The following is a 14,306-nucleotide window of genomic DNA, read 5'->3' on the forward strand; positions in this document are numbered from 1 at the left end:
GGCGGGCGGTCTAGCCTGTGACGCCATCCGATGGCCTGTCGCACGCCACAGCTAGGCAAAATGCGCCAAAACTCCTTGCGAAGCCCTTCGTGTTGCGTGACGGTCGCCACATCGATGCCGCTCCAGAAGGACTGACCCTTGGCCTACGCACTCCAGCAGTTGATCAACGGGATCAGCCTCGGGATGATCTACGGCCTGATCGCGGTCGGCTACACCATGGTCTACGGCATCATCGGGATGATCAACTTCGCCCATGGCGACATATTCATGGTAGGCGCCTTCGTGGCGCTGGTGGCTATCCTGATGCTGATGTCGGGCGGATTGATGGACGGTCCCGCCGCCATACTCCTCGTACTGGCCATTTCCATGGCCTTCACCGCACTTTATGGGTGGACGGTGGAGCGCGTCGCCTATCGTCCACTGCGGGGCAGCTTTCGCCTCGCGCCGCTGATCTCGGCCATCGGCATGTCCATCGTCCTGCAGAACTTCGTCCAGGTCAGCCAGGGTGCGCGGGTCAAGCCGCTGGAGCCTCAGTTACCCGGCGGGTTCGAGTTGATGCGTGACGGCAACTTCGTCGTGCAACTGTCCTACATGCAGATGCTGATCATCCTCTCCACCCTCGCGGTCCTTGCGGTCTTCACCTGGCTCGTCACACGCACCGCGCTCGGCAGGGCCATGCGTGCCTGCGAGCAGGACCGGAAGATGGCATCCCTACTCGGTATTAATACGGACCGGACGATAAGCTTGGCCTTCGTCATCGGCGCGGCGCTTGCCGCCGTTGCCGGCACGCTCTACCTGCTGCGCTACGGGATCGCTGACTTCTTCATGGGGTTCATCGTCGGCGTGAAGGCCTTCACGGCGGCCGTACTGGGTGGCATCGGCAGCCTGCCGGGTGCGGTTCTCGGCGGCCTGCTGATCGGGCTTATCGAGACCTTCTGGTCCGCCTATTTCTCCGTGCAGTACAAAGATGTGGCGGCGTTCGGCATACTTGTCCTGGTGTTGATCTTCCTGCCCACCGGCCTGCTCGGGCGGCAGGAGGTGGAAAAAGTATGACCACGCCATCCGCGGCCTCGCCGCACGCGGTCCCGTCTCGGCTGCGGGCCGCGCTGTTCGATGCCACCAAGGCAACGGCGGTGGCTTTCGGATTGTTCGTCGTCATGGTCGGGCTTCGCACCGATGTCAGTCCGACTGGCGCGCTTTTCCTGCGCACGCGTTGGCCTGATGTCGCACTGCTCTGCGCCGCTGTATTCGTGGCCCGCCTGGCTATGGCCTTCTGGGCAGGCCGCGGACTGCCGGCGGTCGGATTGGCGAAGCGGGCGACCGCCCTCTCTCGCGCCGGGCTGTTCTTCGGCCCCGCGCTGCTGGCCCTGGCGCTGATCCTGCCCTTCGTGCCGGGCATCGGTCGCTATGAACTCGACCTTGGTATCCTGGTTCTGACCTATGTGATGCTGGGCTGGGGCCTCAACATCGTGGTGGGCCTGGCCGGGCTTCTGGACCTGGGTTACGTCGCCTTCTACGCGGTCGGCGCCTATTCCTACGCGCTTCTGGCCCAGTATTTCGGGCTGTCGTTCTGGATTTGTCTGCCCCTCGCCGGCATTCTCGCCGCCTTCTGGGGTGTGCTGCTGGGCTTCCCGGTGCTGCGGCTGCGTGGCGACTATCTGGCGATCGTCACCCTGGCGTTCGGCGAGATCATCCGCATCGTCCTGCTCAATTGGGTCGAGCTGACTGGTGGCCCGAACGGCATTTCCGGCATCCCGCGGCCAACCTTCTTCGGACTGCCCTTCAGCATGAGCGGCGGCCCCGGGACCTTCGCAGGATTCTTCGGGCTGGAGCCAAGCCCGTCGCACCGCGTCGTCTTCCTGTACTACCTGATCCTGGCCCTGGCACTGCTGACGAACTGGGTCGCCATCCGAATTCGCAGGCAGCCGATTGGCCGGGCCTGGGAAGCCCTGCGTGAGGACGAGATCGCCTGTCGCGCGCTCGGCATCAACATCACCAACACCAAGCTGACGGCCTTCGCCCTGGGCGCCATGTTCGCCGGCTTCGCGGGTGCCTTCTTCGCCACGCGGCAGGCCTTCATCAGCCCGGAGAGTTTCACCTTCATCGAATCCGCCATCATCCTGGCGATCGTGGTGCTCGGCGGCCTCGGCAGCCAGATCGGCATCGCCGTGGCGGCGATCATCATGATCGGTGGCTTCGAGCTGTTCCGCGATCTGGAAGAGTATCGGATGCTGGTCTTCGGTGCCGCCATGGTGACCATCATGGTTCTGCGTCCGCGCGGCCTGGTAGGCTCTCGCGCGCCCAGCGTGGTGCTGGGCACGCAGCGCCGGATCAATGCGCAGCATGTCAGCGAGGGTCGCGGATGAGCACCGAGATCCTGCGCGTCGACGCGCTCAGCATGCGCTTCGGCGGACTACTCGCCGTCGATGCGGTGGATTTCCAGGTGCAGCGCGGCAGCATCACCGCGCTGATCGGCCCGAACGGCGCCGGCAAGACCACGGTCTTCAACTGCATCACCGGCTTCTACCGCCCGACCGGCGGCCAGATCAGCCTTCGTCGTGCGGATGGCAGCATCGCCAGCCTCCACAGGCTGAAGGACCATCGGATCGCCCGTGCCGGCGTCGCTCGCACATTCCAGAACATCCGATTATTCGCTGGCATGACGGTACTGGAGAATCTGCTGATCGCTCAGCACCTCAAGCTCCAGAAGGCAACCGGATACGGCATCGGCGCGATGCTCGGCTTTCCCGGCTATCGCGCGGCGGAGGCGGAAGCGATCGACCGCGCTGTGGAATGGCTGCGCGCAACGGACCTGCTGGATCGCGCCGATGATGCCGCGGGCGGGCTGCCCTATGGTGCGCAGCGCCGGCTCGAAATCGCCCGGGCAATGTGCACAACGCCCGCACTGCTGTGCCTGGACGAACCCGCAGCCGGGCTCAACCCACGGGAATCGGACGACCTGGCCAAGCTTCTGGTCAGTATCCGCGACGGCACGGCAACCCGCAGCGACCCCACCTCCATCCTGCTGATCGAGCATGACATGGGCATCGTCATGCGCATCTCGGACCACATCGTCGTACTGGATCACGGCCGCAAGATTGCAGAAGGTCCGCCGGACCAAATCCGGAATGACCGCCACGTCATCGCCGCCTATCTGGGCGAGGATGAGGACGCTGCATGACGACGACGATGCTGGAGGTGCACAATCTGGAGACCGGCTACGGTGCGGTTCAGGCGCTGAAGGGGGTTTCGCTGCATGTCGACCAGGGCGAGATCGTCGCCCTGATCGGCGCCAATGGGGCCGGCAAATCGACCCTGCTGATGAGCATCTGCGGCGATCCCCGCGCCAGGTCTGGCCGCATCATTCTGGACGGCGAGGACATCACCACGAAACCCACGCACGAAATCATGCGGAGCGGTGTGGCGCAGTCCCCCGAGGGACGGCGCATCTTCCCCCGCATGTCGGTGCTGGAGAATCTGATGCTGGGGGCGCAGGCAGCGGGACGCGACCCCGGCCCCGAATTGCCGCGCGTGTTCAACCTGTTTCCCCGCCTGAAGGAACGCCAGGCACAGCGCGGCGGCACGCTTTCGGGTGGCGAACAGCAGATGCTCGCCATCGGCCGTGCGCTGATGTCGCGTCCGCGTTTGTTGCTGCTGGACGAGCCATCACTCGGCCTCGCGCCGCTGATCTCGCGCCAGATATTCGCCGCGATCCGCGACCTGAATGAGCGTGAGGGGCTTACCGTGCTGCTGGTGGAGCAGAACGCCAACCAGGCGCTTCGGCTTGCGCACCGCGGCTATGTTCTCGTCACCGGCCGGATCACCATGAGCGGCAGTGGCAAGGAACTGCTGGCCCGGCCTGAGATCCGAGATGCCTATCTTGGCGGCGGCCACTGAAACGGGAGATCAATCTGACCAGCCGGCCAGCGACCTGACCTCGGCCGGAGTCGTGCCCTTTTCGCGCAGGTCCCGCAGCGTCGGCGCGCCGTCGCGCTTGGAAAGCCGGCGGCCGGCGGCATCGGCGAGCAGCGGATGATGCGCGTAGTCTGGCTCCGGCCATCGCATCAGGACCTGAAGCAGGCGATGCAGATCGGTGGCAGGCAGAAGATCATCGCCCCGCGTCACCAGGGTCACGCCATCCCGCGCATCGTCATGGGTGACGCAGAGGTGATAGCTCGCCGGAACCTCCTTCCGCGCCAGCACCACGTCGCCGAACTGTGCCGGATCACAGGCGATCCGGCCGCGCGTCGCATCCTCGAAAGTGAGCGGCCCCTCCAGGCAGCGAAGTGCGCGCGACATATGCAGCCGTAACGCGTGCGGTTCGCCCTCCGCCAACCGTGCCTCAACCTCACCCGCCGGCAGCCGGAGGCAGATGCCGGGATAAAGCGGACCGTCCGGGCCGTGGGGCGCCGAGGCGCTGGCGGCGATCTCCCGCGCAATTTCGCCGCGCGTGCAGAAGCACGGATACAGCAGGTCGCGCTGCCGCAGCGCCGCGAGCGTCTGCTGGTAATGCGCCATGTGCCGCGACTGCACACGGACGGGGCCATCCCAGTCGAGGCCAAGCCAGCGCAGATCCTCCAGGATCGCCTCCGTGAATTCCGGCCGGCACCTCGTGCTGTCGATATCCTCGATCCGAAGCAGGAAGCGCCCCCCGGCCTCGCGTGCCCCCCGCCAAGCCAGCAGCGCCGCATGCGCATGTCCAAGATGCAGGAAGCCGGTCGGGCTTGGGGCGAAGCGCGTGACGAGTGGGGCGGTCGCGGTCATGCTCCGGCGGGCGTAGCCGAACACCGGGAAGCGGAGCAAGCGATGTCAGGTCTTCTGGATGGACCGCGGTGGGGGCCAGCCGTCGGGCGCGATGCGCGCCGACTGGTGCTTCTTCTGCACGGCGTCGGAGCCGATGGCTTCGACCTGATCGACCTGGCGCCGGGCTGGGGCAAGGCCGTGCCGGATGCCCTGTTCATCGCGCCGCATGGCCCGGAGCCCTGCGATCTGGCGCCTTATGGTCGGCAATGGTTCAGCCTGCAGGATCGCTCGGAGGCCATGATGCAGACCGGCGTGGACGCCGCGGCAACCGGGCTGGCTGCCGCCATCGGCGCCATGCTGCGCGAGATGGGTCTGACCCACCGGGACCTGGCCCTGGTCGGCTTCAGCCAGGGCGCTATGACCGCGCTGCATCTCGGGCTGCGCCACCCGCCCGGCTGCGCCGCCATCGTGGCCTATGCGGGTGCCTTGCTGGTGCCCGACTCGCTCCCAGCACCCCCCGCAACCGCGCCAGCAATCCTGCTGGTGCATGGCGAGGCTGATGAGGTGGTTCCGGCCGAGGCCAGCCGGATTGCAGAACGCGCCCTGACACGCGCCGCCTATGGCGTGGAGAGCACGTTCCGGCCGGGCCTTGGCCACGGCATTGATGAGGTCGGAATCAGCCTCGGCGCGCTGGCGCTGCAGCGCGCACTCCGGGGTGATCCAGCATGACCGATGGATGAAAGCGTCCATTCTCCTGGTTGCGTGGCTGCAGCGGCACTGGCATGAAGACGGGGTCAACGCGGCGCTGCCACAGTATCTGGGGCTTGCCTAACGTTACGAGCACCAGATTTGTCCAGTGTCGCCATTCGTAGGAGTGGCGCTTGCCTGACGGCGGACACTTCCAGCTTGGACAGTCCTTTCCAGCGCTCGTCCTGAACGCGGATTTCCGGCCGCTGTCCTATTTCCCCCTGTCGGTCTGGGCCTGGCAGGATGCCGTCAAGGCGGTGTTCCTCGACCGCGTCTCGGTGCTGTCCGAGTATGAGACCGAGGTGCATTCACCCCGGATGACCATGCGGCTGCCCAGTGTCATCGCCTTGAAGGACTACATCCCCGCCGCCCGGCGGCCGGCCTTCACGCGCTTCAACGTGTTCCTGCGCGACAGCTTCGAGTGCCAGTATTGTGGCGAGGGTCGCCCGACGCAGGACCTGACCTTCGACCACGTCATTCCGCGCAGCCGCGGCGGCCGGACCACCTGGGACAACGTGATCACCGCCTGCGGCCCCTGCAACCTACGGAAAAGCAACAAGCTTCCGCGCGAATGCCGCATGTTCCCCCGCCAGGTGCCGCGCCAGCCGACGAGCTGGGAGCTGCAGGAGAACGGTCGGTCCTTCCCGCCGAACTACCTGCATGAAAGCTGGCGGGACTACCTGTACTGGGACAGCGAGCTGGAGAGCTGAACGGCTTGCCTCAGACCCGCTCGGTCACCCTGATCGCCACCTTGCACCCGGCCTTGATCGCGGCGCTGAGCAGCCGGTAGGCCGGCGTCAGCTCCGCCTCATTCGCCAGCCCGATGTCGCGGTGTTCGAGTTCCTCGGCACGGAAACGCTCAATGTCCTCGCGCAGTGGCTGCTCGTCATCGCCCAGCGTCGCGGCCTGGTCGCGATAGTGTTCGTCGATCGCCTCCTCCACCGCCACGGTGCAGGCCATCGCGGCGCGGTGGCCCATCAACGCCGTGCCGGCCCCCAGCACGAAGCCGGCGACATGCCAGATGGGCAACAGGGCCGTGGGGCGCACGCGGCGCTCGGCGATCAGGCGGCTGAAGGTGTCGAGGTGGACCTGCTCCTGCGCCTTCATGTGCTCCAGGATCGGGCCGAAGCGCGTGCGGCCGAGCACGGCAAGCTGGCCTTCATAAATTCGCTTCGCACCGTATTCGCCCGCATGGTCCACCCGGATGGTGCGGCTGACATACTCGCGCGGGGTCGGGTCGCCAGGCAGGCGCCCTTCAGCGGTTTGACGGCTGGGCATCAGATCCTCCATTCGCGACGGGCCTGGTGCAGGGTCCAACCGGCCAGTGGCGACGCATAGATCAGGTTCATCGCCGCGACGGAAAGGGACAGGCCCGGGATAAGATAGGCCGGCTCGTCACAGGGCTTGGTTGGCAGCGGCGCCAGGTTTTGCAGTAGATCGTCAATGCTGGCCCCCGCCCCGACGCCAGGCGCCAGGCAGGCTGGCAACGGCGATGGCCACCAGCCCTGTTCCACGCCCACATGAAGCGCCGCGATGCCGCCCGAAACGGCGACCGCCAGGCCGGCAGCCCCCAGCAGCCAAGCCCGAAGCCGCGGTGGCGCTGGTAGGGCGAGAAGGGCAAGCCCGGCCGCCACCCAGTAGGGCCAGCGCTGCCAAAGACACAGGGCGCAGGGTGCGAGGCCGGGCCAGTACTCGAAGGCCATGGCCGCAAGCGGCGCCGCGGCCGCAAGGAGTGCGATGAGCATGGGAATTGTCATGGCACGATTCATCCGTCAGCCCGCCTGCCAGGGCAACTGGACCCCTGGCGGAGCCGGACATACCGTAAGCCTGTATCGAGAGGGGAATCGCCGTCATGCTGCGCATCTGGGGCCGTGCCAATTCGTCCAACGTCATGAAGGTGCTGTGGCTCTGCGAGGAGCTCGGTTTGCCCTTCGAGCGGATCGATGCCGGCGGCGCCTTCGGCAAGACGCGGGAGCCGGCCTATCTCGCCATGAACCCGAACGCCCTGGTCCCCACCATTGAGGAGCCGGACGGCTTCACGCTGTGGGAGAGCAACGCCATCCTGCGCTACCTGGCGCGCTCGCGCGCGCCCGGTAACCCGATCTACCCGGCCGATCTTCGCCTCGCGGCGGATTGCGACCGCTGGATGGATTGGCAGGTGGCCGCGGTGAACCGACCAATGACCACCGTCTTCTTCACCTATGTCCGCATCCCCGAAGCAGAGCGTGACTGGCCCGCTACCCACAAGGCGCGCGCCGAGGCCGAGACCCTCTGGGCCATGCTGGACCGTCATGTGGCGGGCCGCCCCTTCATCACCGGAGACGACTTCACCCTGGCCGACATAGCGCTGGGCATCTACGCGCATCGTTGGTTCGCGCTGCCAATCGAGCGTGCGGAGATGCCGGACCTGCGCGCCTGGTACGACCGCCTGCTGGTCCGGCCAGGCTGTGCCAAACATGCCGCCGGCCCGCTGACCTGATGCTTCAGCGGCTGGCGCCCGGGGTCCAGGTCACGTCCCGCGCCCCATTGCCGTTCAGGCGGCGCGACAGAACGAAAAGGTGGTCCGAAAGCCGGTTCAGATAGCGGATCACTTCGGGGTTCACCGTGTCCTCGGCCGCGAGGGAAACGACGTCCCGCTCAGCCCGGCGCACGATGGTACGCGCCAGGTGGGCATGGGCGGCCCCCGGACTGCCGCCGGGCAGGACAAAGCTGCGGAGTGGGGGGACGAGCGCATTCATCTCGGCCAGCTCCGCTTCCAGCCGCTGGCATTGTGCGTCGCTCACCCGCAGCCGATCGCCGCCGATACCGGGCACACAGAGATCGGCGCCGAGGTCGAACAAATCGTTCTGGATGCGCGCCAGCATGGCGTCCGCCACCCGGTCCCCCTCCAGGTTCAAGCGAACCAGGCCGATCACCGCGTTGGCCTCGTCCACCGTGCCATAGCCCGCCACCCGCAGCGCATCCTTCCGCACGCGAGAGCCATCGCCGAGCGACGTTTCCCCCGCATCCCCGCCCCGCGTCATGATCACGTCCAGCCTTACCATCGTCGGTCTCCTTCGAGTTGGAAGGTGATGCCGATCGCCGTGGTGGAAAGGACCGGCAGCCCATCACGCTGCGCCGCCTCGAACCGCCACCGGCGCACCGCCTCGATCGCGGCCTGATCCAGGGCCGGGAAGCCGGATGATACCATGACCCGCACATCGGCCACGTGACCAAGTGGGTTGATCTCGACCTGGAGGGTGACGCGCCCCTGCTCGTTGCGGATGCGGCTGGCCTGCGGATAGGACGGCGGCGCATTGACCACGCCGGGTCGCAGACGTGCAGCCACCACCGCACCGATCGCCTGCCCCGCGCCCTGCGCCATTGGAGCCGCTGCCGCCGCCGTTCCGGTCGCGGCCGGCGCCGGCGCGGCTCGCGGTCGGGAGGCAGGTTCGGGCGGTCGAGGTGGTGCGGGCGGCGGCGGTAGAGGGGTCGCTTCCTCAGCAACCGGCTCTGCAACGGGCATGGGGTCGTTGAGGGTCGGAGGGGCGAGCGCTGCGGGCTCCGCTTCGGGCGCGGCTGGAGTGGCAGCCGCCTCGGGTGAAGGCGGGGTGTTTGGCGGCTCCGGCGGCGGGGTCTGCGCCGGTTGCGTGGCCGAATCCACGGCATCTCCGGCACCTGGTGTCTGTTCGGACCAGACCAGCGCAACCTGCTGCTCGGCCGGTGCCTGAACCGAGCCACGCTGCAGGTTGACAAGCGCGAGTGCCATGGCCGCATGCAGGCCGAGGGAGACGGCGAGCATAGCGCCTGAGCCCAGAGGCCCAGGCCTATGACGGGTCCCGGTTCCGTCCCTCACCCTCGGAGGCTAGACGGAGAAGTACTTGGCGCGCGGATGGTGCAGCACGATCGCACTGGTGGATTGCTCCGGGTGCAGCTGCCACTCATCCGACAACGAAACGCCGATCCGCTCTGACTGCAGCAGCCGCAGCAGCCCTTCCTGATCCTCCAGCTTCGGGCAGGCCGGATAGCCGAAGGAATAGCGGCCGCCGCGATAGGATTGCTGCAGCATCCGGTCCATGTCCCGGTCATCCTCTCCCGCATAGCCCAGCTCGGCGCGGATGCGCTTGTGGACATACTCCGCCATCGCTTCCGCCATCTCTACGGACAGGCCGTGCAGGTACAGGTAGTCCTGGTAGCGATTGTCCTCGAACCATTCCCGCGCAATGTCGGAGGCTTTCTGGCCGACGGTCACCACCTGCATGCCGATCACGTCACGCGCATTCGGGCCTTCCTCGATGTCACGCACGAAGTCGGCGATGCATTCGCCATCCGGCTTCGGCTGACGCGGCAGGTTAAAGCGGCAGACTTCCGTCGCGCCGTCCTCCGCGAACAGCACCAGGTCGTTGCCCTGGCCGGCGCATTTCCAATAGCCGTAGATGGCCTGCGGCTTGAGGATCTTCTGTTCCTCCGTCAGCGCCAGCATGCGCTTCAACACCGGGCGTAGCTCCTGCTTCGCCCAGCCGAGGAAATCCTCAAGCGACCGCCCGGCCTTTCGGAAGCCCCACTGGAATTGGTACAGGCTGCGCTCGTTGATGAAGGGGATGATCGCCTTCGGCGGTGCCTCCACCACCCGCGCGCCCCAGAAAGGCGGCACCGGCACGGCGCTTTCGGCTGCCACGCGCCTGCGTCGTTCCTGGGCATAGGCCAGGTCAACCGGCGCGAAGCCACGCGGGTCGGCCTGGCCGAGCGTGCGCTTCTCGTTCTTCGCCTTGCCGACACGCTTCGCCTGCAGGGCCGAGAGGTAGTCCTCGAAGCCGTTGCCCATCACCTTGTCCATCAGGTGCAGGCCATCGAAGGCATCCCGCGCATACGCCACGCGCCCGCAGGCATAGGCCTTCACGCAGTCATCCTCGACATAATTGCGAGTCAGCGCGGCGCCGCCGAGCATCACGGGAATGTCGATGCCCTGGCGGCTCATCTCCTCCAGGTTCTCGCGCATCACCACGGTGGATTTCACCAGCAGGCCGGACATGCCGATGGCATGCGCCTTGTGTTCCTTGGCGGCGGCGACGATGTCCAGCAAAGGCACCTTGATGCCGAGGTTCACCACCTTGTAGCCGTTGTTGGTCAGGATGATGTCGACTAGGTTCTTGCCGATGTCGTGCACATCGCCCTTCACCGTGCCGAGCACGATGGTGCCCTTCTCCTGGCCCTCGACCTTCTCCATGAACGGTTCGAGATAGGCGACGGCGGCCTTCATCGTTTCCGCGCTTTGCAGCACGAAGGGCAGCTGCATCTTGCCGGCGCCGAACAGCTCGCCCACCACCTTCATGCCGTCCAGCAGCACTTCGTTGATGATGGAAAGTGGCGTGTTGCCCTGGTCGAGCGCGACCTGCAGCTCCTCGCCCAACCCCTTGCGGTCGCCATCGATGATGCGGTCCTTCAGCCGGCCTTCGACCGTCTCCGCACGGGTCTTCTTGACGTTGTCCGCCGCCTTTCGGCCGGAAAAGATCTCCAGCACCTTCTGCAGCGGGTCGTAGCCTTCGCGCCGGCGATCGAAGATCAGATCCTCGACCACCTCCACCTCCTCCGGCGGAATCTGGTGCAGCGGCTTGATCTTGGAGACGTGGACGATGGCCCCGGTCATGCCAGCCTTCACGGCATGGTCCAGGAACACGCTGTTCAGCACATGCCGCGCGGCCGGGTTCAGGCCGAAGGAGATGTTGGACAGGCCGAGGATGATCTGGATGTCCGGAAACTTCTCCCGGATCATGCGGATGCCATCCAGCGTCCAGACGCCCAGCTTGCGGTCATCCTCATTGCCGGTGGCGATGGTGAAGGTCAGCGGGTCGATCAGCAGGTCGGATTGGGCCAAGCCGTATTTGTTGCAGGCGAATTCGACCAGCCGTGCGGCGATCCGCAGCTTGTCTTCCGCCGTCTTGGCCATGCCGACCTCATCGATCGTCAGCGCGATGACCGCGGCGCCAAACTTCTTGGCCAGCTTCAGCCGATCATGCGCCGCTTCCTCGCCATCCTCGAAATTGATCGAGTTGATGATCGGCTTGCCGCCATGCAGCTTCAGCGCGGCCTCGATCACCGGAGTCTCGGTGCTGTCGATGACGAGGGGGGAGTTCACGCTGCTCGTGAAGCGGCGGATGACCTCGTTCATCTCCTCCATCTCGTTGCGGCCGACGAAGGCGGTACAGACATCGAGGCTGTTGGAGCCCTCGGCCACCTGCTCGCGCCCGATGGTGACGCAGCCATCCCAGTCGTGCGCTTCCTGCCGCTGCCGCCACAGCTTCGACCCATTGGCGTTGCAGCGCTCACCGATCGAGAAGTAGCTGTTCTCCTGCCGCAGCGAGGTTGCGCCATAGAGGCTGGCAACGGAGGGCACCCAGATGGGCTTGCGCGCCACCGGCGCCGGGCGATGCCGCGCACCGCCGAGCTTGCGCAGCAACTCGTCCAGCGCCTGGATATGCGGCGTGGAGGTGCCGCAGCAGCCGCCGATCAGGTTCAGCCCGTCCTCGACGATGAAGCGCTCCATCCAGGAGGCAAGATCCTTGGGACCGAGCGGGTAGTGCGTCTTGCCATCCACCAGTTCCGGCAGCCCGGCATTGGGCTGCACGCTGATATAGCCGGGCCAGTTCTGCGACAGCCAGCGCACATGCTCCGCCATCTCCTGCGGGCCGGTGGCACAGTTCAGCCCGATCAGTGGCACATCGAGCGAATGCACGACCGTGGTCGCGGCCGCGATGTCGGGGCCGACGAGCAGCGTGCCCGTGGTCTCCACGGTGATCTGCACCAGGATCGGGATGTCCGACTTTGCGCGCGCGCGGGCGATCTTGGCCGCATTCACGGCGGCCTTGATGAACAGCGTGTCCTGGTTGGTCTCGGTCAGCAGCGCATCTGCGCCACCAGCGATCAGCCCTTCGCATTGCAGGACGAGCGCCGCTTCCAGCGCGTCGTAGCCGATGTTGCCGAGGCTCGGCAGCTTGGTGCCCGGGCCGATATCGCCGATCACCCAGCGATGCCGGCCATCCGCAAAGCTCTCCGCCGCCTCGCGCGCCAGCTCGACCGACAGCTTGTTAATTTCGAACGCCTTGTCCTCCAGCTCGAACTCGGCGAGCGTGACTGGCGATCCGCCGAAGCTGTTGGTGAGCACCATGTCGGCACCCGCCTCGTAATAGCCACGGTGGATTTCGCGGACGAGGTCTGGGCGCGAGAGGTTCAGCACCTCCGTGCAGTTCTCCTTGCCCCAGAAATCCTTGTCGACATCCAGCGTCAGTGCCTGGACGCGACTGCCCATGCCACCGTCGCACAGCAGAACCTGGTCCTTGAGCGCGTCGAGAAGATGCGGGCGAGACATGCTGGGCATACCCTTCAGCGAGACGGAACGGAGACGGAAACGGGCTGGCGCTGGGCCAGCCAAAGCCGCACGGCAAGTGGCCCATCGATGCTGCGCGCGGTTCGAAGCGCACAGCCCGCGGCCCCGAGCCAGCCGGCCATCTGGGCATCATCAAAACCCGGCCAGCGATGCGCGTGCCGGCCGAGCAGGTCGGCTCGCGCATGTGGTGCGAGGTCCACGATCAGCAATGCGCCATCCGGCCGCAGGACGCGCGCCGCCTCGGCCAGCGCAGCGGCCGGGTCTTCGGCATAGTGCAGCACCATCTGCAGCGTCACGGCATCGAACCCTGCATCCGGCAAGGGCAGGCGGTACATGTCTGCCTGGCGGACGGAACAATGGCTCAACCCCCGCTCCGCCAGACGCGCGCGCGCCAGCGCCAGCATCTCCCGGCTTGCATCAACGCCGAGTGCGCCGGCGCAGCGGGATGCCAGAACCTCCAGCAGCCGGCCCGTGCCACTGCCGATGTCGAGCAGCCGATCGAGCCGTTCGGGCAGCGCCTTGATCAGCGCGGCCTCGATTTCGGCAGCAGGCAGTTCCAGTGCCCGCATCTCATCCCAATCAGCGCCATGACGCTGAAAGGCGTCCGAGGCTGCGCGCGCACGCTCCGCAGCCAGCCGGGCGGCAGCGCGCCGGTCGGCGGCCAGCAGGGGGTCATCCTCGGGCAGGCGAGCCAGGATCTGACGGGCCAGGTCGGCATGGGCCGGTAACTGGAAAAAGACGTTGGCACCTTCCGGCATGCGCTCGAGCAATCCTGCCTCCACCAGCAGCTTCAGATGCCGCGAAAGCCGAGGCTGCGACTGGCCGAGAATGCCGCAGAGGTCCGAAACGCAGAATGAACCGCGCGCACACAGCGAGAGCAGACGCAGCCGCGTCGGCTCGGCGGAGGCGCGAAGCTGGGCCAGAAGATCATCCATGCGCTTGTAAATGACATAAAGATATCCTTATGTCTAGTGTATGGCTTGGTCCGTCGACGCCCGCATCCCCCTGCACCTACTCAGCCCGCTCCTCCTGGACGCGGCATTGCGGAGTGCACCTGCCACCGCGCTGCTGGTTGAGGGTCGGGAGTTGGAGGGCCTGGCCGCCCCAGCCGTCCTCCAGGTCCAGTTCAATCCTGGCGACCAGCGGCACAGGCTGGACTGCAATTGCTGCGCCGGACGCGGCCCGGTGGCTGAGGCGCTGGACCGGATGTTTCAGGCCCGCATCCGCGGCCAATGCGTCTGGTTCGAACAGGTGATCGGCGTGGTGCAAAGCGCAGAAGCGCGAGCCGAAGTGCTTGAGGCCTTGGCGCAGGACCCGCTGGCGAAGGCGCGCTTTCGGCCCGCCTGACGCCGTGGTTTCAGACGAACTGAGCCTCCGCCTTGCCGAGGCCGGAAAACCGCGCCGTCAAAGGCACCCCAGGCGCGGGCCGTCGCGCCGGCGTCAAACCTGCCAC

Annotated in this window: 15 protein-coding genes; 8 read left to right on the plus strand and 7 right to left on the minus strand. The window is 66.5% G+C overall.

Annotation, left to right across the window (positions count from 1 at the left end; translation table 11 throughout):
- Positions 1-138: 138 nt before the first annotated feature.
- From ACFHNC_RS08315 to ACFHNC_RS08330, 4 genes are read left to right on the plus strand one after another with little or no spacing between them, the layout of a single operon-like run.
- The gene (locus tag ACFHNC_RS08315) at positions 139-1,053 is read left to right on the plus strand and encodes a branched-chain amino acid ABC transporter permease (protein ID WP_437168757.1); all 915 of its coding nucleotides are present in this window, start codon (positions 139-141) and stop codon (positions 1,051-1,053) included.
- On the plus strand, positions 1,050-2,366 hold the full coding sequence (gene livM / locus ACFHNC_RS08320; protein ID WP_437168758.1) for a high-affinity branched-chain amino acid ABC transporter permease LivM: 1,317 nt from the start codon (positions 1,050-1,052) through the stop codon (positions 2,364-2,366). Before ACFHNC_RS08315 ends, livM begins: the two co-directional genes overlap by 4 nt.
- On the plus strand, positions 2,363-3,181 hold the full coding sequence (locus ACFHNC_RS08325; protein ID WP_437168759.1) for an ABC transporter ATP-binding protein: 819 nt from the start codon (positions 2,363-2,365) through the stop codon (positions 3,179-3,181). The genes livM and ACFHNC_RS08325 overlap by 4 nt, the downstream gene beginning before the upstream one ends.
- Positions 3,178-3,897: an ABC transporter ATP-binding protein gene (locus ACFHNC_RS08330; RefSeq protein ID WP_437168760.1), complete on the plus strand. Its 720-nt coding sequence runs from the start codon at positions 3,178-3,180 to the stop codon at positions 3,895-3,897. Before ACFHNC_RS08325 ends, ACFHNC_RS08330 begins: the two co-directional genes overlap by 4 nt.
- 9 nt (positions 3,898-3,906) lie before the next feature.
- Here ACFHNC_RS08330 and gluQRS read toward each other — a convergent pair whose 3' ends face one another.
- Entirely contained in the window at positions 3,907-4,764 is an 858-nt protein-coding gene (gene gluQRS / locus ACFHNC_RS08335) for a tRNA glutamyl-Q(34) synthetase GluQRS (RefSeq protein WP_437168938.1), read from the minus strand.
- A 42-nt stretch (positions 4,765-4,806) separates the two neighbouring features.
- On the opposite strand from gluQRS, the gene ACFHNC_RS08340 reads away from it, so the two are divergent.
- The gene (locus ACFHNC_RS08340) at positions 4,807-5,472 is read left to right on the plus strand and encodes an alpha/beta hydrolase (RefSeq protein ID WP_437168761.1); all 666 of its coding nucleotides are present in this window, start codon (positions 4,807-4,809) and stop codon (positions 5,470-5,472) included.
- A 152-nt stretch (positions 5,473-5,624) separates the two neighbouring features.
- The gene (locus ACFHNC_RS08345) at positions 5,625-6,200 is read left to right on the plus strand and encodes an HNH endonuclease (protein ID WP_437168762.1); all 576 of its coding nucleotides are present in this window, start codon (positions 5,625-5,627) and stop codon (positions 6,198-6,200) included.
- Positions 6,201-6,210: 10 nt separating this feature from the next.
- Here the strand turns inward: ACFHNC_RS08345 and ACFHNC_RS08350 are convergent, their stop codons facing one another.
- Positions 6,211-6,768, minus strand: coding sequence for a demethoxyubiquinone hydroxylase family protein (locus ACFHNC_RS08350; RefSeq protein WP_437168763.1), 558 nt, complete (start codon positions 6,766-6,768; stop codon positions 6,211-6,213).
- Positions 6,768-7,235 (minus strand): disulfide bond formation protein B, encoded by a 468-nt coding sequence (locus ACFHNC_RS08355; RefSeq protein ID WP_437168764.1) that lies wholly within the window; start codon positions 7,233-7,235, stop codon positions 6,768-6,770. Before ACFHNC_RS08355 ends, ACFHNC_RS08350 begins: the two co-directional genes overlap by 1 nt.
- A 107-nt stretch (positions 7,236-7,342) precedes the next feature.
- Here ACFHNC_RS08355 and ACFHNC_RS08360 point away from each other — a divergent pair, with 107 nt between their 5' ends.
- Entirely contained in the window at positions 7,343-7,969 is a 627-nt protein-coding gene (locus tag ACFHNC_RS08360) for a glutathione S-transferase family protein (RefSeq protein WP_437168765.1), read from the plus strand.
- 4 nt (positions 7,970-7,973) lie between these two features.
- On the opposite strand, the gene ACFHNC_RS08365 is transcribed toward ACFHNC_RS08360, so the two are convergent.
- From ACFHNC_RS08365 to ACFHNC_RS08380, 4 genes are all read right to left on the minus strand, one after another.
- Positions 7,974-8,534 carry a cob(I)yrinic acid a,c-diamide adenosyltransferase gene (locus tag ACFHNC_RS08365; RefSeq protein WP_437168766.1) on the minus strand — a complete coding sequence of 187 codons (561 nt, stop codon included), beginning with the start codon at positions 8,532-8,534 and terminating at the stop codon, positions 7,974-7,976.
- Entirely contained in the window at positions 8,528-8,854 is a 327-nt protein-coding gene (locus ACFHNC_RS08370; protein ID WP_437168767.1) for an energy transducer TonB, read from the minus strand. The genes ACFHNC_RS08365 and ACFHNC_RS08370 overlap by 7 nt, the downstream gene beginning before the upstream one ends.
- A 480-nt stretch (positions 8,855-9,334) precedes the next feature.
- A complete protein-coding gene (gene metH / locus ACFHNC_RS08375) occupies positions 9,335-12,835 on the minus strand; it encodes a methionine synthase (RefSeq protein WP_437168768.1) in 3,501 nt (1,166 codons plus the stop codon).
- 14 nt (positions 12,836-12,849) lie between these two features.
- Entirely contained in the window at positions 12,850-13,788 is a 939-nt protein-coding gene (locus ACFHNC_RS08380; RefSeq protein ID WP_437168769.1) for an ArsR/SmtB family transcription factor, read from the minus strand.
- Positions 13,789-13,894: 106 nt separating this feature from the next.
- Here ACFHNC_RS08380 and ACFHNC_RS08385 point away from each other — a divergent pair, with 106 nt between their 5' ends.
- Complete coding sequence (locus ACFHNC_RS08385; protein WP_437168770.1) at positions 13,895-14,200, plus strand: hypothetical protein; 306 nt, start codon at positions 13,895-13,897, stop codon at positions 14,198-14,200.
- Positions 14,201-14,306 lie beyond the last annotated feature (106 nt).

Origin of the sequence: Falsiroseomonas sp. E2-1-a4, from assembly GCF_051433165.1 — a bacterium.
In the GTDB taxonomy this organism is placed as follows: Bacteria; Pseudomonadota; Alphaproteobacteria; order Acetobacterales; family Acetobacteraceae; genus Falsiroseomonas.